Here is a 20968-nt window from a genome sequence, read left to right on the forward strand (position 1 = left end):
TAATAATAATGACTAACTTTGTGGTATATCGAGCTCTTGCCCAATAAACAAAGTATTAGAGCTAAGCTTATTAACTTGTTTTAATTCAGTGACTGTAATGCCATAGCGACTCGCCAACATACTTAAAGATTCACCCGGGCGTACCTTGTGCTTTGTTGGATATTGCGACTTTAATTTAGCAAATAAAGAGTCATCAGGTGGATTTTTTAAATAGTAATTTTTAATAGAAGTAAATATAGCTTTAGCCAAACGCTCTTGATGGTTAGCACTTTTAAGCAGCTTTTCTTCTCGTGGGTTAGATATAAACCCTGTTTCTACTAAAATTGATGGGATATCTGGTGATTTAAGTACAGCAAGACTCGCATGTTGGGGATCTTTCTTATGCAACTTAGCAACTTTACGTAGCTCTTTAACCACTTCGTCAGCTACGTTTAAGCCGGTTTTCATAGAGTGATCCATCGACATATCAAGTAATGCTTGCGCTAAGTATTTTTCGTTAGCGGCATCTTTCATTACATCCGCAGCGCCACCTAAAAGCTCAGAGTGCTTTTCTTTATCTTCTATCCATTTACCTATCTCTGAATTAGCACGCCTTAACGACAACACCCAAACAGAGGCACCATTTGGTCCCGGGCTCGTAAATGCATCAGCATGAATAGAGACAAAAAAGTCGGCCTTTTTTTCACGAGCACGATTGGTTCGCGTATTAAGTTTTACAAAGTAGTCACCGCTTCGTACCATGCGCGAAATCATCCCACGTTCGCCATCAATCATGCGCTCTAAACGTTTTGCAATTTGCAGTGTTACTGTTTTTTCGTACGTGCCAGAGGGACCAATTGAACCTGGATCTTCGCCGCCATGACCCGCATCAATTGCAATCACAATATCGCGTTCTTGGCTTAACTGGCGGTTTTTAGCTGCTGTTTGAGCAGGAGAAACAACTGTGGCAGCTTGGCTTTTATTGTATAAATCAACAACGAGCCTGTTTTTATAAGGGCCTGTAGGCGCTAAAGCAAATACAACTGGCTTTACTGGTGCGTTTAATTCAAACACTAACCGAACACTGTGCTTATTTTTAGGTTTTGAGTAGCGTAACTTGCTCACTATTTGATGTTTTGGTGGTACACCTGGTAGTATTTTTAACTCGCTAGTGTTTTCTAAATCAATTACTAAGCGGCTTGGGTTTTTAAGCATGAAATAGCTAAAGTCAGGCTTATCATTTAAATCAAATACCACACGCGTACTATCAGGGGACGGCCATACGCGTACACTATTAATTGTATTTTTGGCCCACAGCGGCAAGCTTATGGTAATAACCATAAGGTAAATAAAGAGTTTAACTACACCTCGGCTCATTTGATAATTACTGCCTTAACTATATTATTATTTGTTATTTAGTTTTTCGACAATTGCTACACCACGCTCACTGGCGCTATTAATAACAATTTTACGTTCGTTACCCATATAGCTTAGAGTAATATCTAAATCAGGCACAGGAATAAATTCACCACCTTTTTCTGGCCACTCAACAACGCAAATTGCATCTGGTGAAAAATAATCGCGTATTCCCATGTATTCAAGCTCTTCAGGGTCACCTAAGCGATATAAATCAAAATGATAAACATTTGCGCGCTCGAGTTCATAAGGTTCAACAAGTGTATACGTTGGGCTTTTAACTTTGCCTGTATGTCCAAAGCCTTGCACTACCCCTCTTGTAAACGTTGTTTTACCAGCGCCTAAATCACCATGTAAATAAATAACCGCACCTTGCTCTATAATATCAGCAACGCGATTACCCATTGCAACCGTGGCTACTTCATCAGTCAAATGAAATTCAAAACTACGCGTCATTACTACCTCAAAAATTCATTCAAAAGCGCATATTTGCTAATCATACCAGAATATTAATTTAAGGCGATAAATTGAGGTTTTAGACATAAAAAAACCAGATAAGCTGATAATGAAAGTTGTGTATGGATGTCTATTTTCGATACTTTGAAACTGTATTATTGTAATAAAATAAGGTAAGTGAGTTCTCAGACTAAAAGATAGTAAAAGATAGTAAAAGATAGTAAAAGAAAGGTAACACCACGAATTAGATGACCCCATATTGGCATTAAATTAACTGAGATATGTAAGTTTATTATCTAACTTCTTCTGATTCAGTAGATGGTTCTGCTAGCAAAAAAGTAACTGGTAAATGAAACTCTCAACTACTCCCCAAGATAACTTTGTATTTTCAGATAGAAGACTAATCCAGGTGACCCGCTCACCCTAGTTTACTGTTTGCAGGTGCTTTAAATACAAAAAGCCCCAGCTAATGCCGGGGCTTTTTTACAAAACTAACTTAATTAAAAAATTAAGCTTGTTTTGGACTAGAAATAACGTCTACTAAAGTCCAAGATTTATTCTTAGAAATTGGTGCGCATTCACGGATAGTAACTACGTCACCCGCTTTTGCTGTGTTATTTTCGTCATGTACGTGTAACTTAGTCGTACGTTTAATGAATTTCCCATAGATTGGGTGCTTCACGTAACGTGCGATAGCGATAGTGAAAGATTTTTCCATCTTGTCGCTGATTACACGGCCTTGAAGAGTACGAATTTTATCGCTCATTATTGACCTGCCTTCTGGTTAATAACTGTTTTTACACGCGCGATATCGCGGCGTACTGTTCTTAGCGTGTGTGTCTGAGCTAACTGACCAGTGCTAGCTTGCATGCGCATATTAAATTGCTCACGAAGTAGTCCTAGAAGTTCAGCATTAAGCTCTTCTACGCTTTTGTCTTTTAGTTCGCTAGCTTTCATCACATTACCGTCCGAGTTACGAAAGTTGTTTTGAATGGCAATTTACGAGCAGCAAGGTCGAATGCTTCACGAGCAAGCTCTTCTGAAACACCTTCCATTTCGTAAAGTACTTTACCAGGCTGAATTTCAGCAACCCAATATTCAACAGAACCTTTACCTTTACCCATACGAACTTCAAGAGGTTTTTCTGTAATCGGTTTGTCAGGGAAGACACGAATCCAGATTTTACCTTGACGTTTCACGTGACGCGTCATAGCACGACGAGCTGCTTCGATTTGACGAGCAGTCATACGGCCACGGCCAGTTGCTTTCAATCCGAAAGTACCGAAGCTTACTTTGTTACCGTTTTGCGCTAAACCGCGGTTGCGGCCTTTGTGCATTTTACGGAATTTTGTACGTTTTGGCTGTAACATTAGTCGCTACCTCTACTTAGCACTTTTCTTGGCTTTCTTTGGTGCGCGTTTAGCTGGCTTCTCTTGCTCTTGTACTAGTGGTAAACCACCAATAACTTCGCCTTTGAAGATCCAAACTTTAACACCAATGATACCATAAGTGGTTAAGGCTTCAGAAGTTGCGTAATCGATATCAGCACGAAGAGTATGTAGAGGTACACGACCTTCACGATACCATTCTGAACGTGCGATTTCAGCGCCGCCAAGACGACCGCTAACTTCAACTTTAATCCCTTTAGAACCGATGCGCATTGCATTTTGTACCGAACGCTTCATAGCGCGACGGAACATAACACGACGTTCTAGTTGAGAGGCAATGCCGTCTGCTACTAGTTGTGCATCTAGTTCTGGTTTACGTACTTCAGAGATATTAATCTGAGCAGGTACACCAGCGATTTTAGTTACCGCTTGACGTAATTTTTCTACGTCTTCGCCTTTTTTACCGATAACAACACCCGGACGAGCCGTATGAATTGTTACACGGATTGATTTTGCTGGACGCTCAATAACGATTTTAGACACAGAAGCCGTTTTCAATTCCTTAGTAAGGAATGTACGAACTTTGTGATCGCCAAAAAGCTGTGCAGAGAAATCTTTTGAACTCGCGTACCAGGTAGAAACCCAAGGTTTAGATATACCTAGGCGAATACCAGTAGGATGAACTTTTTGTCCCATTACTTATACTCCTAGCTATCTGAAACCATAACAGTGATATGGCTTGTACGCTTAAGGATGCGGTCTGCGCGTCCTTTAGCACGAGGCATAATACGTTTCATTGTAGGACCATCGTCCACAAAGATCGTTGTTATACGAAGCTCATCAATGTCAGCACCTTCGTTATGCTCTGCGTTAGCAATAGCAGACTCAAGTACTTTCTTAACTAATACAGCCGCTTTCTTCGGGCTGTACGCCAGGATTTCTAGTGCGCGATCTACAGGTAACCCGCGGATCTGATCTGCAACTAGACGTGCTTTTTGCGCCGAACCAGAGGCGAATTTATGTTTAGCTAATGCTTGCATTTATCTTCCCCTCTTATCGTTTCTTCGCTTTCTTATCCGCAGCATGGCCACGGTAAGTGCGAGTTGGTGCAAATTCACCTAGTTTGTGACCGATCATTTCGTCAGAAACGAAAACTGGTACGTGCTGGCGACCATTATGGACAGCAATGGTCAATCCGATCATGTTAGGTATGATCATTGAACGACGGCTCCAAGTTTTAATTGGCTTTTTCTCACCGCTTTCCAAAGCTTTCTCTACCTTCTTCAGCAAGTGTAGGTCTATAAAAGGACCCTTCTTGAGAGAGCGTGGCATGGCTATTCCTCAATATTACTTAGTACGACGACGTACTATAAATTTATCCGTACGCTTGTTCTTACGCGTCTTCGCACCTTTAGTCGGTTTACCCCATGGAGACACAGGATGACGACCACCAGATGTACGACCTTCACCACCACCGTGTGGGTGATCTACCGGGTTCATGGCAACACCACGAACTGTCGGACGAATACCACGCCAGCGATTTGCACCTGCTTTACCAAGTGAACGAAGCATATGCTCAGCATTGCCTACTTCACCTAGAGTCGCACGACAATCAGATTCAACTTTACGAACTTCGCCTGAACGAAGACGTAATGTTACATACTGACCATCACGAGCAAGGATTTGAACGTATGCACCAGCAGAACGTGCGATTTGAGCACCTTTACCTGGTTTTAATTCTACGTTGTGAACAGTCGAACCTACAGGCATATTACGCATTGGTAATGCATTACCAGGCTTGATTGGTGCATCAACACCAGACTGGATTGCATCGCCAGCTTTTAAGCCTTTAGGTGCGATAATGTAACGACGCTCACCGTCTGCATATAATACAAGAGCGATGTTTGCGCTACGATTTGGATCGTATTCTAAACGTTCAACAGTAGCTGGAATGCCATCTTTAGTACGTTTAAAATCGATTAAACGGTAGTGTTGTTTATGACCACCACCGATATGACGAACCGTAATACGACCATTGTTATTACGACCACCTGATTTAGAGTTTTTCTCTAAAAGTGGTGCGTATGGCTTACCCTTATGTAGATCAGAGTTAACCACTTTAACTAGGTGACGACGGCCCGCAGAAGTAGGCTTACACTTTTGAAGTGCCATAATTCTATCCCCTTATTACTCGGCGCCGCCGACAAAGTCTAGCTCGCTGCCTTCTTTAAGAGTAACGTAAGCTTTCTTCCAGTCGCTACGACGACCGAAACGTGCGCCAGTACGTTTTGTTTTACCCTTAACGTTAAGTGTGCGAACACCAGTTACTTCTACTTCAAAAAGCTTCTCAACTGCTACTTTAATTTCAGCTTTAGTTGCGTCATTTACTACTTTAAAAACAATAGTATTGTTTTCTTCAGCAGCAATTGTGCTTTTTTCAGAGATATGTGGAGCAAGGATCACTTTTAAAAGACGTTCTTCGCGAATCATGCTAGCGCCTCCTCAAGTTGCTTAACAGCAGCGGCTGTAATAAGTACCTTATCGAAAGCAATTAAGCTTACAGGATCGATACCAGCTACATCACGTGTGTCAACCTTATAAAGGTTACGTGCCGATAAGAAAAGATTTTCATCTACTTCTTCAGTCACGATAAGAACATCTTTAAGCTCAAGTTCTTTAAGCTTAGCAACTAGTTCTTTAGTTTTTGGTGCTGCTAGAGCAAAACTTTCAACAACGATTAAACGCTCTTGACGAACTAATTCAGATAAGATGCTTTTAATCGCACCACGGTACATTTTACGGTTTACTTTTTGGCTGTGGTCTTGTGGTTTAGCTGCAAAGCTAACGCCACCTGAACGCCAAATTGGGCTACGGATTGTACCGGCACGTGCACGGCCAGTACCTTTTTGAGCCCATGGTTTTTTACCACCACCGCTTACTTCAGAACGTGTCTTCTGAGCACGAGTACCTTGACGAGCACCTGCTGCGTATGCAACAACTACTTGATGTACTAATGCTTCGTTAAACTCACGTCCAAAAGTAGCTTCAGAAACTTCAAGACCGCCAGAAGCGTCTTTAATTGCTAATTCCATCACTAAATCTCCAGGACTTATGCTTTAACAGCTGGTTTAACGATAACGTCACCGCCAATAGCTCCAGGTACTGCACCCTTAACTAAAAGCAAATTACGCTCAGCGTCAACGCGAACTAGTTCTAAGTTTTGAGTCGTTACACGCTCAGCACCCATATGACCGGCCATTTTCTTACCTTTAAACACCTTACCAGGTGATTGGTTTTGACCGATTGAACCAGGAGCACGGTGAGATAGAGAGTTACCATGTGTAGCGTCTTGCATGCTGAAATTCCAGCGCTTAACACCACCTTGGAAACCTTTACCTTTAGAAGTACCGGTTACGTCAACCTTGTTGATTTCGTTGAATAATTCAACAGTAAGCTCAGCGCCTACTTCAAAATCGCCTTCACCACCGTTAAGGCGGAATTCCCACAGACCGCGACCCGCTTCAACACCAGCTTTAGCGAAATGACCCGCTTTAGCTTTGTTTACACGACTTGCTTTTTTAGTGCCTGCGGTTACTTGAAGCGCGTTATAACCGTCTGTTGCGTCAGATTTGATCTGAGCAATGCGGTTAGGTGTCGCTTCAATAACTGTCACAGGGATAGATACACCATCTTCAGTGAAGATTCGTGTCATACCCACTTTACGACCGACTAGACCTAATGCCATTTTCCTAAAACCTCTCTAATCTTTCGATTAACCCAGGCTGATTTGAACATCAACACCAGCAGCAAGATCTAAACGCATAAGCGCGTCTACAGTCTTGTCAGTTGGTTCTACGATGTCTATCAGACGTTTATGGGTGCGGATCTCGTACTGATCACGCGCATCTTTATTAACGTGCGGTGAAGTTAGTACAGTAAAACGTTCAAAGCGTGTAGGTAGTGGGATTGGACCACGTACTTGTGCGCCAGTGCGTTTCGCAGTTTCCACGATTTCTGCCGTTGATTGGTCAATCAAACGGTGGTCAAAAGCTTTTAGGCGAATACGAATGCGTTGATTTGACATTCTTAACCTCAATATAAAGAGCATATAAAAGAGCATAAAAAAACGACCGAAACAATCTTAAAACTTAAGATGTCGGCTGTTTGATTATATCTACGTTGAGTTCCAAATCGGAACTCCTGTTTATTAGCTTGAAATCCAAGCTTAATTTATCCTTTCTAGTTCCCAGAGGAATTTTGAAAGCCTGCGTATTATAGAGGTATTGGTGATAAATGCAACAACTATTTAGAAACAATACAATGCCTATAAATTTGATTAAATAAGCACCCATACATGCTTACTAGCTATACTTGAACTAATACCTCTACTGTTAGTCAATAAACAACTTAACACCTTAATTACGCAAACTAAGGGATTTTTAGATATTATGGTATCCTACTGCGCTAATTTTGCCCTTAATACTCTCAATATGGTGAGTCGATGCGTATTTTTAATTATTGTTTAAATATTATGTCTGCTGGATTTAGCCGCTTATTTGTAAAAAGCAAAGTGCTGCCAGAAAATCCGATTAAACAGTATGATCTAAACCCTGAGTACCCTACATTTTATATAGTGCGTTTAAATTCACGATTTGATTTAGCGGCTCTCGCACATGCGTGTAAAAAAAATGGTCTACCTAGCCCAACCGAAGAGCAAGTATTAGGTAACCAAGATTTAGACCGTTTTATTGGTATTAAAAATCCACCACCACTTTTTGGTGATGAAGCTAAGCCAACCAATGCTTTAGCTCAAGGTAAACAAATTATTGAATACCTAATACAAAGTGGGCAGCAAAACGTACAAGTGGTTCCGGTTACTATTTTATGGGGTCGCGACCCGGGTAAAGAAAAGCCGGGGCTACGCACTTTAATTACGCACTCTCTAACTCCTAGCTGGTTTAGAAAGTTTTTTGTGGTGTTGTTTTCAGGACGCGACAACTTTATTCGCTTTAGCCAACCACTCGACTTATCGCTTTTAGTCAATGAAAAAGCCGATGTAAGCGAGTTACCACATAAATTATTACGTGTAGCACGTGTTCACTTTAAGCGCCAAAAGCTAGCTGCTACAGGCCCTAAAATGCCCTCTCGTGAGCAATTATTTAATTCATTATTAGCGTCACCTACAATAAAAAAAGCAATTCAAGATGAAGCTAAAGCTAAAAACATTAGCCAAACAGAAGCCCGCCAAAATGCACTTAAGCTACTTGATGAGATAGCTGCTAATTACTCTGAAGCAATGATACGTGTGGCCGAGCGATTTTTAACTTGGTTATGGAATAAGCTCTATAACGGTATTGATATTAAACACGCAGAACAAATTCATGAACTAACAGATAAAGGCCATGAAATAATCTATATGCCTTGTCATCGCAGTCATATGGATTACTTACTGCTTACTTACTCTATTTATCATTTAGGCTTAGTTCCACCACATATAGCTGCAGGTATAAATCTTAACTTTTTCCCTGCCGGTGGCATATTTAGACGCTCTGGGGCATTCTTTATTCGTCGCTCGTTTGCAGGCAATAAACTTTATTCTGCAATATTCAAAGAGTATTTAAGCCAACTGTTTATTAAAGGTTACTCTGTTAAGTTTTACACGGAAGGCGGTCGAAGCCGAACTGGGCGCTTACTTCCACCTAAAACAGGTATGCTATCTATGACATTACAAGCAATGCTGCGCGGAATAGACAGACCAATATCTATCGTTCCTGTGTACATTGGCTACGAGCACGTAATGGAAATTAACACCTACCTTAAAGAGCTAGATGGAAAAGATAAAAAAGGCGAATCTATATTTGGTATTTTTAAGGCAATCAAAAACCTTAAAAACTACGGTCGTGGTAATTTAAACTTTGGTGATCCAATCTCGATTAACCAATACTTAAACGATAACCAACCTGATTGGCGCGATTCAATACATCCAACTGACGTGCAAAAGCCACAATGGTTAGCACCACAAGTAACTAAACTTGCCGATCAAGTAATGGTTAAAATTAATAATGCAGCGGCGCTTAATGCGGTTAACTTACTAGCGATGATATTGCTGGTTAATGATAAGCAAGCATTGAGTAAACCAAAGCTATTAGCACAGCTTGATTTTTATCTGCGCTTACAACGCGACGCCAGTTACAGCGATAAAGTAACAGCTCCAGACGAAACACCAGAGCAATTACTAACGCATGCATTAAAGCTTAATAAGTTTGAAGTTATAAGTGATGAATTTGGTGAAATTATTACTATTAGCGATAAAGAAAAGGTATTGTTTAATTACTACCGAAACAACATATTGCACTTGTTTGCAGTTCCAAGCTTAATTGCACTACATCTGTTTAAACAACACAGCACAACTATTGAGCAGTGCCAGCAACTTGTAAAAACGTTTTATCCGTTATTTGCTAAAGAATGGTACTTACAGCCTCTTGATGAAAACTATATAACGCGTATTTTAGCTAATTTTGCTGATCAAAATTTAATTGAGTTTGATGGCGATAACATTCATATAACGAACAGTAATGACTGCTTAGCTAAGCTAGAAATGCTTGGACGAGCGCTCAGCTTTACTCTGCAACGATACGCTATTGTGATTGGTTTTATTCAAACAAGTGATGGTATTGAAAAAGCTGAGCTTGAAAGAGAGAGCCAAGTACTTGCACAGCGTTTAGGCACACTCCATGGTATTAAAACACCTGAGTTTTTTGATAAAAAAGTACTTGTTAGTTTTATTGATAACTTACGTGGCGAGTCGTTAATAACAGAGGGTGATAAAGGCTTAGTAGGCAGTACACAACTTTGCGAAACCTACGCACACCTTAAAACATTACTGCCAGCACGCGTCTGGCAGTCAATCAGCGATATAGTACAAGATCAGTGTAATTAGTACTACTGTATCTATAGTAGGGGTTAGCGCTGGCGCATAACCCCTTCTTGCATTGTTGAGGCAACTAAGTTGCCTTGGCGGTCAAAAAACTGCCCTCGTACCAAACCACAACCATTGCTCGCACTTGGGCTATCAATTGAATACAAAATCCAATCATCCATTCTAAATGGACGATGAAACCACATTGCATGGTCAATCGTTGCTACTTGCATATTTGGCTGCATAAACGACACACCGTGTGGCTGTAATGCAGTTGGCAAAAATTCAAAGTCAGACGCATACGCTAATAAATAGTTATGGATGCGCTGATCGTCCGGCATTTCACCATTAGCTTTAAACCAAATATGTTTTACCGGCTCCATAACTTCTGGCTTAAACGGGTTATGAAAAGTAACCGGTCGCATTTCAATTGGCATTTCACGCGTAAACTTATTACGAATCACTTCAGGAATGTGTGAAGCGTTATCTTGGTAAAACTCAAGCGATGAGCGAAGCTCTTCAGGTGCTGGTACATCAGGCATTGTTGCTTGATGCGACAAACCATTTTCTTCACCCTGAAATGACGCTGTCATATAAAAAATGGGCTTACCGTACTGAATCGCTTTTACTCGGCGAGTACTAAAGCTCTTTCCATCGCGAATAGTTTCTACGTCGTAAACTATAGGTTTAGCTGGATCTCCTGGGCGTAAAAAGTAAGAATGTAATGAATGAACTATACGCCCCTCAGGTAGAGTTTCTTTAGCGGCAGAAAGCGCCTGCCCCATAACTTGACCGCCAAACACAGCACCAAAGCCTAAATCTTGGCTTTGTCCTCGATATAAACCTTGCTCAATTTCTTCAAGTGTTAACAACGACAATAAATCATCTAATACTTGGCTCATTACTTCTTCCTCATTACCCTAGTATCCAAATGATACTATACAATAGTGGGAAGTAAATATTTGTTAGGAATACTGTTATGGCTTACTGGCTATTTAAAACTGAACCCGATGCGTTTTCATTAGATGATTTAAAAAACGCACCAAAACAAACGACTCTTTGGGAAGGCGTGCGTAATTACCAAGCGCGAAACTTCATGCGTGATGGCGTTAAGCTCGGTGATTCAGTGATGATTTACCATTCAAGCTGTAAACACGTAGGTGTAGCGGGTATTGCCGAAGTGACACACGATGCCTACCCAGATCCTACTCAGTTTGATTTAAGTAGCGACTATTACGATGCAAAAGCCACCAGCGACAAACCACGCTGGGTTGTTGTTGAGGTTACTTACCAAAGCCATTTAAAAAAATTAATTAGCCTTAAAGATATTAAAGCCAATAATAATATTACTGAAATCGCACTTAAAAAAGGCGGACGACTATCAATAATGCCTGTTACTAAAAATGACTGGGATGAAATAATCAAAATGGCGCAGTAACACCCTCTCGGTTTGACCTAATTTCATTGAGTTTGATATGATCTACGCTGACTTATAGCTGGAGGATTAATGAAATTACTGTATTGGTTAGATGAATGGTTAACTCTCCCGCGCAATGAGCAACAAACTCGATTACCCATGACGGGTAGTGATTTACTCGGCGATGTATTTGTTAAGTATGATTTTGTTGACGTTAATAAGCCCCTGCTTTTTACCTTTTCACCCGCAGGCACTAACGTGCAAGAGCAAGATCTCAATCCTGATTTTGCACCATGGGGTTATCACTTAGCTCAAAAACAAAACGTAAACGTAATCGCTTTTCAGCATTTAGGTAAAAGTAATTGGTTTCGTAATCGTAATTTAATCTTTTTTCTCGAGCAATTATCAACATTACTTACGCCGTTTAATTGTCGATTAGGCTATGGCTTAAGCCGTGGCGGATTTGCTGTTGGCGCTTTTGCTAAACTATTAAAGCTAAACCAAGTACTGTTCTTTCACCCGGTAAGTACTAAAAATAAAGAATTAGTACCGTGGGATGACCGCTCTAGTACCGATATAGCTCAGCAGTTTGACTGGCAACAAGATTATCACGATCTAGATTTAGGAGATGCCCAAGGCTATATTATTTACGATCCTACTAATCGTATAGACCGAATGCACGCCAAGCGCTATAAGCAGTTAACTCACTTGCGAGTATTTGGTATGGGACATGGCACACACGCTACATATTTGAATAAGTTTGGGTTTTATAAGCAAGTAGCCGTTGATTTCATTCAACATCAGCAAATCGATATTGCACAGTTTCGCCTGCAAACCAAAACCTTACGCTTAAAAGAAGATTATTATCAAAGTCTCAATACGGCTAATGCAGACTCCCCCCATCGTTTAGCATTATTGAGTACAGCGCATAAAATTTTAGCTGATGAAAAAGAAGTGTATGTACAAGAGCATCAAGCAAAAATTGATATTCAGCCATTAATAGATGTGGCACTTAAGCACCAAGATGAGCACCCTAATGATGCTATTCAGCTATTAGAAGTCGCCCAGCAACTTCTACCTGACGACCCTCTAATTGAGCATAAACTCAAACAGTTGGAAGAGTAATTATTCCAACTAAAACGGCTATAAAGGCTAACTACTCTATTTAGCCTTTTTCTTTTTGTGCCTATGCTTGGGCACAATGGTAAAGTACATCATTAAACCTAACCAAGAAAATATAATGATTCCCATTAGCCAGCCATTCTTTTCATGACCCTGTGTACGCTTACTGTTGAGTACAATAACGACAGGTAATATGTAAGCACTTAAAACAACAATTAAAAATACAACTTCATTCATTATTTTTCTAGGCTCGACCAGTCTACTTCACTACTTAATACTCGATCTACCGATATATAGTGCAAAATATCGCCTTCACTTACTTTGTAATCTAATGGTGGGTTTAAATCCATATTTTGCGCACTTAAATTATGGGCAACACCTAACAGTATTGCATCATGCTCAAGCTTAAAATGATGAAACAAAGTACCAAACTCCATATCTTTGCAGCCACTTGGTACTTTCAAGCTAAATTGTGTATCGCCGTGCAAAGTAGATAGCAGCTCCTCTTGCACACGGCTCGAACCTGGATCTTGCATTGAGCGTACTAATATCTCAGCTGATTTTGCACTACTACATTCTACGTTTTGGCAATGCTCTAACATCATCTCAACTTTGGTTTCATCTAAAAAGTGAGCACTTATATGACAATCATCTTTTACTAAGCGACTTATGCGCAGGGCTGTTGTAAATGTCTGGTCGTCATCTTGACCATCAATAATCACCTTATCAGCACTACGAATAGCTACCCGCTCTAGTTCAGCTAAATTTGTAAAACTCGTTAAACGTGCAAAATCAACGCTTTCGTTAGCTAAAAAAGGATGATCCATTTGCTCTGTTACCGCGAGTAAAATACGACGGTCAGTTCGCTTCGTATCTGCCAAAATGTAATCAATCATCTTTTTTGTACGAGTGTCGTGCCAACCAAAAATAATAATATGGTGGTTACTGTGAGCAAAGTTTTTATCACCAGTCATAGCGCGCCTAATTAAGTAAGTGACAGTTTGTCCTGCTTTTCCTAGCAAAACACCAAATAAAGCTAAACCAAATGGAATTTGTATTAATGCAACCACCCAACGACCAAGATCAGTAGTTGGACTAAAGTCACCATATCCCACTGTTGATGTTGTTACTGTGTAATAGTAAAAAAAGGTAGTAAGCGAGGTTAACGCTTTCTCATTCGCTATAAATAGTAAGCTCCATGTTAATAGCATATGAGTCAAAATAGCTAATGCCACTGCTTGCCAACTCAACTGATCTATATGAGCGCGAACAAGTAACGCTAGCCTTTTAAATATCACCGGCATAATACAAAGTCTTCGTTAGTAAATTATCTATAAACAGTACGTTACTGTAAGCGATGCTTTTAAGCAATGTTTAAGCTTTTAACCGCAAATATAAGACTAAATGCTGTTTGCCAATGATGATTTTTCATGATTAATTAGCGTTAAAATAATAACCAAAACAGTTGTGCTTATGCTTAATAAAATAGCCCGCCCTTTTACTAAAATTGTAGAGCGCTATCTTCCCGACCCTTTTATATTTGTAATTTTACTTACAATAATCACCCTTATTAGTGCGAGCTTATTTACAACCGCAACCAACATTGAAGTATTACAAGCGTGGGGAGGTGGATTTTGGAACTTATTAAGCTTTGCTATGCAAATGCTACTAGTGTTAATTACAGGCTACATGTTGGCAAGTACGCCACCTATAAGTAAGTTATTAGAAAAACTAGCAACACTCGCAAATACAGCACCTAAAGCAATTATATTGGTAACGCTTATTTCGCTTTTAGCGAGCTGGATAAATTGGGGATTTGGCTTAGTTATTGGTGCCCTTTTTGCCAAGGCAATTGCTAAACATACTCGTGTTGATTATCGATTATTAGTAGCCAGCGCTTACTCAGGTTTTGTTGTATGGCATGGCGGATTAGCCGGTTCGATTCCTTTAACTATCGCAACCGATGATCACTTTTCAGAGGCCAGCATTGGTATTATTAGTACAGAGCACACTTTATTTGCGGGCTTTAATATAGCCATATTAATTGGTTTATTCATTATTATGCCGCTCGTTAATCGCTATATGCTGCCAAGCGAGCAAGAAAGCGTATATATCGACCCAGCTCTTTTACAAGAGACAACACCTAAGCCCACAACAATAACCAGACCCGCCCAACATTTGGAACAAAGTAAACTACTTGGTATGGCAATTGGCTTATTAGGTTTGGCATATTTAGGTTATTACTTTTTTATTGCTGGCGGAAACTTAAACCTTAATAGCGTTATTGCCGTATTTTTGTTTTTAGCTATTACGCTGCATCAAACACCCCATAATTTACTTAACAGTCTGCAACAAGCAATTCCAAGCGGGGCTGGCATTGTTATTCAATTTCCTTTTTATGCCGGCATCATGGCGGTAATGGTTGATAGCGGATTAGCACAACAAATATCACGTGGCTTTATTGCCGTTGCAGATGCTGATAGCTTGCCATTCTTTAGTTTTATAAGTGCAGGGTTCGTTAATATGTTTGTTCCCTCTGGAGGTGGCCAATGGGCTGTACAAGCACCCATTGTAATACCCGCAGCGCAAGAGCTAGGCGCCGATATACCTCGCGTTGCAATGGCCGTTGCATGGGGTGATGCGTGGACTAATTTAATTCAACCGTTTTGGGCATTACCAGTCCTTGCTATCGCAGGCTTAAAAGCAAAAGATATTATGGGGTTTTGTGTTGTGCAGTTGTTTGTAACTGGGGTTTTTATATCGCTGGTATTGAGCTTTTATTAACTGTAAACATAATAAAAAGGCGTGTAATACACACGCCTTGATTGTTTTATGCACTCTCGCTCTGCTGTTGTAGCTCCACCAACCTACCCTCTTTCAGTTGATAGACTTTGCTGGCCATGTTAATGGTTTCTTGGCGATGAGCAATCATAATCCGTGTGATGGGTAAGTGCTGAATTTGTTCACTTATTTTGGCTTCGTTGCCTTTATCTAAATGACTAGTCGCTTCATCCATAAACAACACGCAGGGCGATTGATACAACGCTCGCGCTAATAATAGCCGCTGCACCTGCCCGCCCGACAAGTTTGATCCCATATCACCTACTAATGAGTTATAACCCATAGTCATTTTGGTAATATCATCATGAATAGCTGCATGTCGGGCACATTGCTCTATTTTTAAGTAATTGGGCTGTGGGTCAAAAAAGCTGATGTTATCGGCGATTGAGCCAGCTAACAATGTGTCATCCTGCATCACTGCAGCTATTTGTTTACGGTAGTTTTTAAGACCAAACTGGGTGATATCTTTACCATCCAGCAGCACTTTACCCGAGGTCGGCTGTAATAACCCCAGCATAATTTTCATTAGCGTAGTTTTACCCGCGCCAGATGGTCCTGTAATCGCAATCGAGTCACCGGTATTCAGCGTTAAATTAACATTATTTAAAATCGGCACTTGCTCTTCACTGTAACTAAAGCAAATATTCTCGAGCGTAAGCTGGCCTTTAACTTTACCTTCGTCATCACCGGTATAGGCCATTTCACCGTCACGATTAGCTTCTTGTTTCGTGAGTGCTATATCTGCAATACGGTCTAAGTGTAAGCGCATCATTTTGAATTGAATAATTTGCTCAATTAAGTTGGCAAAGCGGCTGGTTAACTGGTTTTTATAAGCAATAAACGCCAGTACCATACCAACAGACAAGCTATTGCTCATAACTAGCAATGCAGCAAAGTAAATCACCAATACATTTTCAAGGCCAAATAACAGCTTATTAAATGAATCAAAGCTAATGTTTAAACGCCCTAAACGGATTTCACTATTAATGACCTCTGCATAACGGTTTTGCCAAATACCTTGACGCTGCGATTCATTACCAAACAATTTTATGGCTTGCATACCGCGAATATTTTCTAAAAAGTTCGATTGCTCTTTGGCAGATGATTGAATCACTTCTTCAGTAGCTTGGTGCAGCGGCCTATACAGCGCTAAACGTACTAAGGTATACAGCACAATTGCACCTACAACTATTGCAGTGAGCTTTAGCGAATAAATTAGCATCATAATCAATACTGTAATAGCCATCACGCCATCGACCAGTGTTTCTACAAACCCCGTGGTAATACGCTCACGTATTTGCGCTAATGAGCCAAAGCGCGAGACAATATCGCCAATATGGCGGGACTCAAAATAGTTCATTGGCAAGCGCAATAAGTGCCTGAGCAAATTCACGCCCATTTGCATATTGAGCAAACTCGAAAGCCGTAAAATTAGCCAACTTCGTACTGCATTAGTCACCACTGAAATTATCGCAATCAGAGCAAAACCCATGGCAAGTACCGTTAATAACGATTCATCAAAACTAATGAGTACTTCATCCACCACCCACTGCATATAATAAGGGGTCATCAAAGCAAATAATTGCAATACCAGTGACAACGCAATCAGTTTTATTAGCCCTGCTTTTAAGCCCTTCATTGAGCTCCAAAGTTGGGTAAACTTCATCTGTGCTTGTTCTTGTTTGGCTTCAAACTGACTGGTTGGAGTCAGCTCTAAACAAATACCGGTAAAGTGTTTACTAAACTCATTACTATTTAAACTGCGTTTACCAACAGCTGGGTCGTTTATAGCAAACTTAGCTGAAGATCCTTTACCAGAGACTTTGGTCAATACCACAAAGTGATTCATATCCCAATGTAAAATACACGGAGTTTGTAGTTTATGGACTTCATCAATAGGGCATTGCAATGCACGACTGGCGAGCCCCAAGTTATCCCCCACTCAATCAGCTGTTGTAAGTTCATCCCCTTTAAATTAGCCGAAAAGCGCTTACGCATGGCTGGCATATCCAGCCTATGACCGTGATAACTTGCCACCATTGCCACAGAGGCTAGGCCGCATTCAGCTATTTCGGATTGGAGAATTAGAGGAACTGACATGTTTATTTTAAATTCTATTGTAGCTTGCATGATAAAGGGTAAATTTTCCGTTGTTAATATTATTACCACTATAAATAAGATGGCAGAATGGAAGTACAACTAAGAAGTTTTCTATATAGTTTTACTTTCTTCTAGATATGTATGCACAAATAAAAACTGACGCTATCTCAATAATTACAACTAAAATATCTATTTTGGCGACACGTGTATTCAGATTAGAAATACTTTCTAATCCCTCTGTCTATCTGAAAAAGTATCATTAATAGCCTCAACCTTTACGATAAAACTCCTCTTAGCAACTGCCAACGAAACTAAAGTAGTTTTATTTTCTAATATTTTTTAAATATTCATATAAATAATAAGATGGGATCATTAAAAATATTATATATAATGGATAATATAAATCAGGACTTATTATTTTTTCATAAATATTAAAGATCAAATGAATTAATAAAATATAAAGTAAAGATAAGATAATTTTTTGAATATTATTCATACATTTTCCTGCGGCTTTTTAGAGCAGCTTTAAAAAGCTACTCTATTACCTCTTTCAGCTAAATATGCTAGTTAACAGGTCGGTTCACACCCTGCTTGTTTTGTTTCTTTAGAACTTTGGTATTGTTTGTACTTTTCATGTGCATAGCCAACAATAACCCCTGCAATAAAAGTAGCAGCTATAGCTCCTAATATAGGAAAACCACCACTAACATTACTTTGCTCTTTCTTGGTTAACTCTCTCATAATTAGTCCCTTATTAATTAGCTAAAGCTTTTCCAACTTCGTTACCTACAACACCAGCACCGCCTAAAGCTGGCCGTCTTTTTCGGTTGTTTGCATTTAGCAAACCACCAAAACTTTCAAATTTTTCTTCATTTTATAAAACGCTACATTTAACTTACGCGCCCTTTTAGGCTGTACAGTGGCTCGAGTAACCACTCGATTAATGTGCGCTGTTCTAACATAATATCCGCTTCAAACAACATGCCGCTTTTTAGCTCGAACGCTTTACCATAGGCCTGCATTTGCTGTTGGCTGAGTGTTGCTCGCAAACGGTACACTGGCTCTTGCAGTGCAATGGGCAAACGTATTTCATTTGGGGTAATGAGTGCTTTGTCGATACGGCTAATTTTACTGTTAATAAAACCAAAGCGTTGATAAGGGAAAGCATCAAAACGCAGGCGCGTATCGTTACCTAGCTGTATAAAGCCTGCTGAACGTGTTGGTAGCAGCAACTCTGCTACTAGCTCTGAGCCTTCGGGAATAATATGCAACAGTGGTTTGGCTTGGGTAAGTGTTTCGCCTTCAACCACTTGAATGCCAGTAACAACACCGCTGTTACTGGCTGTTATGGTATATTGATAGTTACTTTTAATTTGTGTGAGCTGGTTTTGAATATCCGCTTGTTGGCGTTTAAGACTATTTATACGCAACGTATACTGCTGGGGCACGTTGGCAATATTAAAGCTAAGTTGACTTAATTGGTTTTCTTGCTGCATCAGCAAGCGCGCTAGGTTTTGTTTTTCTTGCTTAACATCTAACAAAGCTTGCTGCTGTTGCTCTCGCTCGATGTTTGATAAAAAGCCATTTTTATTAAGTTGATTAAGGTTGCTTTGTTGGCGGTTAAGTAGCCCTAATTTTTCATCAGCCAGAGCAAGTTGACTTTGTAATGCAGCTTGCTCATTAGTAAGTGCACGTTTTTGCGCTTGCAAGTTAAGTGACTCTTGCTTTTGTAGGGTGTGGTTTTGTGTTACCTCATCATTGAGCAACTGTATTTGCATACTTAGCTGCTCAACAAGCTGGGTACTCAAGGCTATGCCTTGGCTGTTATTTTGCTGCTCAACAAGCTGGGTACTCAAGGCTATGCCTTGGCTGTTATTTTGCTGCACAATAATGGTCGCCAGCGGCTGACCTTTAGTAACGGCATCACCCTCTTGTACAAATAGCAGCTCAATCATACCACCTTGACTAGCAAAGCTTTGGATTATCCCTTTATTGGGTATTAAAAACCCCCGAACTGTTTCCTTGCGTGAATATTCTGCTGTAAATAAAAAGGCTATCATTACAATCGAAATACATACCAAAATAAATACGGTAAGTTTTATTGATAGTGGTTGTGCGAGCGTAATCACTCCTGTTAAACGCTCTCTTTGCTGAGCGACAGCTTCCTTTCTAAATAACATCCAGTTGATCCGCTAAGATTGTTCTAATTTATATTACACTAGAATTCAATTAACAATAAATCAACATAAAAGTCGAAAAATAAAATATTAATGCAAAAAACTAACTTGTTTAGTTAGAAAAAATAAAAATACTAGCTCGATAAAATAGTCATCGGCAGACTCAATATTGGATTTTCTGAATCGGCAAAGTGCATCATTACAGCTACATGCCCAGCGACTACAACTGCATACATAAACGCTGAAAAACCTTGGCCATATTTATCTAGCGGCATTAAATGTGAATAGTGACGGCCTCGCCATTCAAATACAATTTCCAGCGCACCAACAAATAAAAAGAATACCAGTAACATTAAGCCAAATGTATAGCTCAGCCATAAACCAAATAGTACACCGAGTAAACATACACTTAGGCCAATCCATGAACGCATTGAAAAGCTAATACTTTTTAATACATGCCCGCCATCAAGCGGCAAAATTGGTAACAAGTTAAATAAATTTAATAACGCACTAAGAACCGCAACACCTGCAAATATTTCCATTTCAGTCGCGTAATACAAAACCACACCCAGCACAGAGGTTATTAAACCAAACGCAGGCCCCATTAGCGATATAACGACATCTTGCCAACGAGTCGTTATTTTGTCGTCACTGACAGCAAGCCCTCCAACAAATGGGATTAAATAAATACCTTTGGTTTTTATGCCAAAGTATTTCATTGCTCGCACATGGCCGTACTCGTGTACGACTAAGCAACCAATTAGCATTAGTGCAAATTCAATACTAAATAACCATGCGTAGCCTGCAACAGAGGCCCCTGCAAGCACTACTTTAATTACCTTAGCACTTTTAAAAAGCTTAAAACCTAATGCAGCCAGCCCTAAAAAGCCTTTTTTAGGTGAGCCATTTGTAGGTGCTGGTAACGCAAGTTGTGTTGCAAATTGCTCATCAACAAAGAGCGAAATACTTTGCTCTTCGACTGTCGATGTATCAATACCTATTACTTTGTTGTCGTAAGTAAACTGATAATAGTTTTCACGAGGATTATCAAAGGTAATAGCTTGTTGAGCATGAAACACCTGCACAATTTTTTGCCCAGACACCATAAGCGAAAATGGCTGCTCGGCTAAAGTAAGATCTATTCTTATCATAA

23 protein-coding genes and 1 pseudogene are annotated in these 20968 nt (G+C 40.0%); 4 read left to right on the forward strand and 20 right to left on the reverse strand.

What is annotated here, in order from left to right:
* Positions 1 to 12 precede the first annotated feature (12 nt).
* The 13 genes from I6E82_RS15845 to rpsJ form a co-directional block, all read right to left on the reverse strand.
* Entirely contained in the window at positions 13 to 1356 is a 1344-nt protein-coding gene (locus tag I6E82_RS15845; RefSeq protein ID WP_024597271.1) for an N-acetylmuramoyl-L-alanine amidase, read from the reverse strand.
* 27 nt (positions 1357 to 1383) lie between these two features.
* Positions 1384 to 1851 (reverse strand): tRNA (adenosine(37)-N6)-threonylcarbamoyltransferase complex ATPase subunit type 1 TsaE, encoded by a 468-nt coding sequence (gene tsaE / locus I6E82_RS15850; RefSeq protein ID WP_024608194.1) that lies wholly within the window; start codon positions 1849 to 1851, stop codon positions 1384 to 1386.
* Between the two features lie 508 nt (positions 1852 to 2359).
* Positions 2360 to 2617, reverse strand: a complete 258-nt coding sequence (gene rpsQ, locus I6E82_RS15855; protein ID WP_002957888.1) for a 30S ribosomal protein S17 — start codon at positions 2615 to 2617, stop codon at positions 2360 to 2362.
* Positions 2617 to 2808: a 50S ribosomal protein L29 gene (gene rpmC / locus I6E82_RS15860; RefSeq protein ID WP_002957889.1), complete on the reverse strand. Its 192-nt coding sequence runs from the start codon at positions 2806 to 2808 to the stop codon at positions 2617 to 2619. Before rpmC ends, rpsQ begins: the two co-directional genes overlap by 1 nt.
* On the reverse strand, positions 2808 to 3221 hold the full coding sequence (gene rplP, locus I6E82_RS15865; RefSeq protein ID WP_002957890.1) for a 50S ribosomal protein L16: 414 nt from the start codon (positions 3219 to 3221) through the stop codon (positions 2808 to 2810). Before rplP ends, rpmC begins: the two co-directional genes overlap by 1 nt.
* A 12-nt stretch (positions 3222 to 3233) precedes the next feature.
* Entirely contained in the window at positions 3234 to 3935 is a 702-nt protein-coding gene (gene rpsC, locus I6E82_RS15870; RefSeq protein WP_002957891.1) for a 30S ribosomal protein S3, read from the reverse strand.
* 11 nt (positions 3936 to 3946) lie between these two features.
* Entirely contained in the window at positions 3947 to 4279 is a 333-nt protein-coding gene (gene rplV / locus I6E82_RS15875; RefSeq protein ID WP_002957892.1) for a 50S ribosomal protein L22, read from the reverse strand.
* Between the two features lie 13 nt (positions 4280 to 4292).
* Positions 4293 to 4571 (reverse strand): 30S ribosomal protein S19, encoded by a 279-nt coding sequence (gene rpsS / locus I6E82_RS15880; protein ID WP_004588689.1) that lies wholly within the window; start codon positions 4569 to 4571, stop codon positions 4293 to 4295.
* Between the two features lie 15 nt (positions 4572 to 4586).
* A complete protein-coding gene (gene rplB / locus I6E82_RS15885) occupies positions 4587 to 5411 on the reverse strand; it encodes a 50S ribosomal protein L2 (RefSeq protein ID WP_002957895.1) in 825 nt (274 codons plus the stop codon).
* 15 nt (positions 5412 to 5426) lie between these two features.
* Positions 5427 to 5729 carry a 50S ribosomal protein L23 gene (gene rplW, locus I6E82_RS15890; protein WP_002957896.1) on the reverse strand — a complete coding sequence of 101 codons (303 nt, stop codon included), beginning with the start codon at positions 5727 to 5729 and terminating at the stop codon, positions 5427 to 5429.
* Positions 5726 to 6331, reverse strand: coding sequence for a 50S ribosomal protein L4 (gene rplD, locus I6E82_RS15895; RefSeq protein ID WP_002957897.1), 606 nt, complete (start codon positions 6329 to 6331; stop codon positions 5726 to 5728). Before rplD ends, rplW begins: the two co-directional genes overlap by 4 nt.
* Before the next feature lie 17 nt (positions 6332 to 6348).
* On the reverse strand, positions 6349 to 6984 hold the full coding sequence (rplC, locus tag I6E82_RS15900) for a 50S ribosomal protein L3 (protein ID WP_002957898.1): 636 nt from the start codon (positions 6982 to 6984) through the stop codon (positions 6349 to 6351).
* Between the two features lie 27 nt (positions 6985 to 7011).
* Complete coding sequence (gene rpsJ, locus I6E82_RS15905) at positions 7012 to 7323, reverse strand: 30S ribosomal protein S10 (protein ID WP_002957900.1); 312 nt, start codon at positions 7321 to 7323, stop codon at positions 7012 to 7014.
* A 417-nt stretch (positions 7324 to 7740) separates the two neighbouring features.
* Between rpsJ and plsB the strand changes: the two genes are divergently transcribed.
* Entirely contained in the window at positions 7741 to 10179 is a 2439-nt protein-coding gene (plsB, locus tag I6E82_RS15910; RefSeq protein WP_197118273.1) for a glycerol-3-phosphate 1-O-acyltransferase PlsB, read from the forward strand.
* Positions 10180 to 10202: 23 nt separating this feature from the next.
* Here plsB and tesB read toward each other — a convergent pair whose 3' ends face one another.
* Positions 10203 to 11060, reverse strand: coding sequence for an acyl-CoA thioesterase II (gene tesB, locus I6E82_RS15915; RefSeq protein WP_002957902.1), 858 nt, complete (start codon positions 11058 to 11060; stop codon positions 10203 to 10205).
* 77 nt (positions 11061 to 11137) lie between these two features.
* Between tesB and I6E82_RS15920 the strand changes: the two genes are divergently transcribed.
* Together I6E82_RS15920 and I6E82_RS15925 are read left to right on the forward strand one after the other, a co-directional pair.
* Entirely contained in the window at positions 11138 to 11596 is a 459-nt protein-coding gene (locus I6E82_RS15920) for an EVE domain-containing protein (RefSeq protein ID WP_007587049.1), read from the forward strand.
* A 69-nt stretch (positions 11597 to 11665) separates the two neighbouring features.
* Positions 11666 to 12700 (forward strand): cytosolic protein, encoded by a 1035-nt coding sequence (locus tag I6E82_RS15925; protein ID WP_165722380.1) that lies wholly within the window; start codon positions 11666 to 11668, stop codon positions 12698 to 12700.
* 36 nt (positions 12701 to 12736) lie between these two features.
* Here I6E82_RS15925 and I6E82_RS19890 read toward each other — a convergent pair whose 3' ends face one another.
* Complete coding sequence (locus tag I6E82_RS19890; protein WP_007587044.1) at positions 12737 to 12934, reverse strand: PLDc N-terminal domain-containing protein; 198 nt, start codon at positions 12932 to 12934, stop codon at positions 12737 to 12739.
* The gene (locus I6E82_RS15930; RefSeq protein WP_007587041.1) at positions 12934 to 14001 is read right to left on the reverse strand and encodes a potassium channel family protein; all 1068 of its coding nucleotides are present in this window, start codon (positions 13999 to 14001) and stop codon (positions 12934 to 12936) included. Before I6E82_RS15930 ends, I6E82_RS19890 begins: the two co-directional genes overlap by 1 nt.
* Before the next feature lie 169 nt (positions 14002 to 14170).
* Here I6E82_RS15930 and I6E82_RS15935 point away from each other — a divergent pair, with 169 nt between their 5' ends.
* Positions 14171 to 15481, forward strand: a complete 1311-nt coding sequence (locus tag I6E82_RS15935; protein WP_197118274.1) for a short-chain fatty acid transporter — start codon at positions 14171 to 14173, stop codon at positions 15479 to 15481.
* A 46-nt stretch (positions 15482 to 15527) separates the two neighbouring features.
* On the opposite strand, the pseudogene I6E82_RS15940 reads toward I6E82_RS15935, so the two are convergent.
* The 4 genes and pseudogenes from I6E82_RS15940 to I6E82_RS15960 form a co-directional block, all read right to left on the reverse strand.
* Positions 15528 to 17668, reverse strand: a pseudogene (locus tag I6E82_RS15940) (peptidase domain-containing ABC transporter).
* A gap of 537 nt (positions 17669 to 18205) precedes the next feature.
* Entirely contained in the window at positions 18206 to 18379 is a 174-nt protein-coding gene (locus tag I6E82_RS15950; RefSeq protein WP_155945840.1) for a hypothetical protein, read from the reverse strand.
* Positions 18380 to 18528: 149 nt separating this feature from the next.
* Positions 18529 to 19818, reverse strand: coding sequence for an HlyD family efflux transporter periplasmic adaptor subunit (locus tag I6E82_RS15955; RefSeq protein ID WP_197118275.1), 1290 nt, complete (start codon positions 19816 to 19818; stop codon positions 18529 to 18531).
* 131 nt (positions 19819 to 19949) lie between these two features.
* Positions 19950 to 20966: a metalloprotease gene (locus I6E82_RS15960; RefSeq protein WP_197118276.1), complete on the reverse strand. Its 1017-nt coding sequence runs from the start codon at positions 20964 to 20966 to the stop codon at positions 19950 to 19952.
* Positions 20967 to 20968 lie beyond the last annotated feature (2 nt).

Origin of the sequence: Pseudoalteromonas sp. NZS11 (assembly GCF_015864765.1) — a bacterium.
Classification (GTDB): Bacteria; Pseudomonadota; Gammaproteobacteria; order Enterobacterales; family Alteromonadaceae; genus Pseudoalteromonas; species Pseudoalteromonas arctica.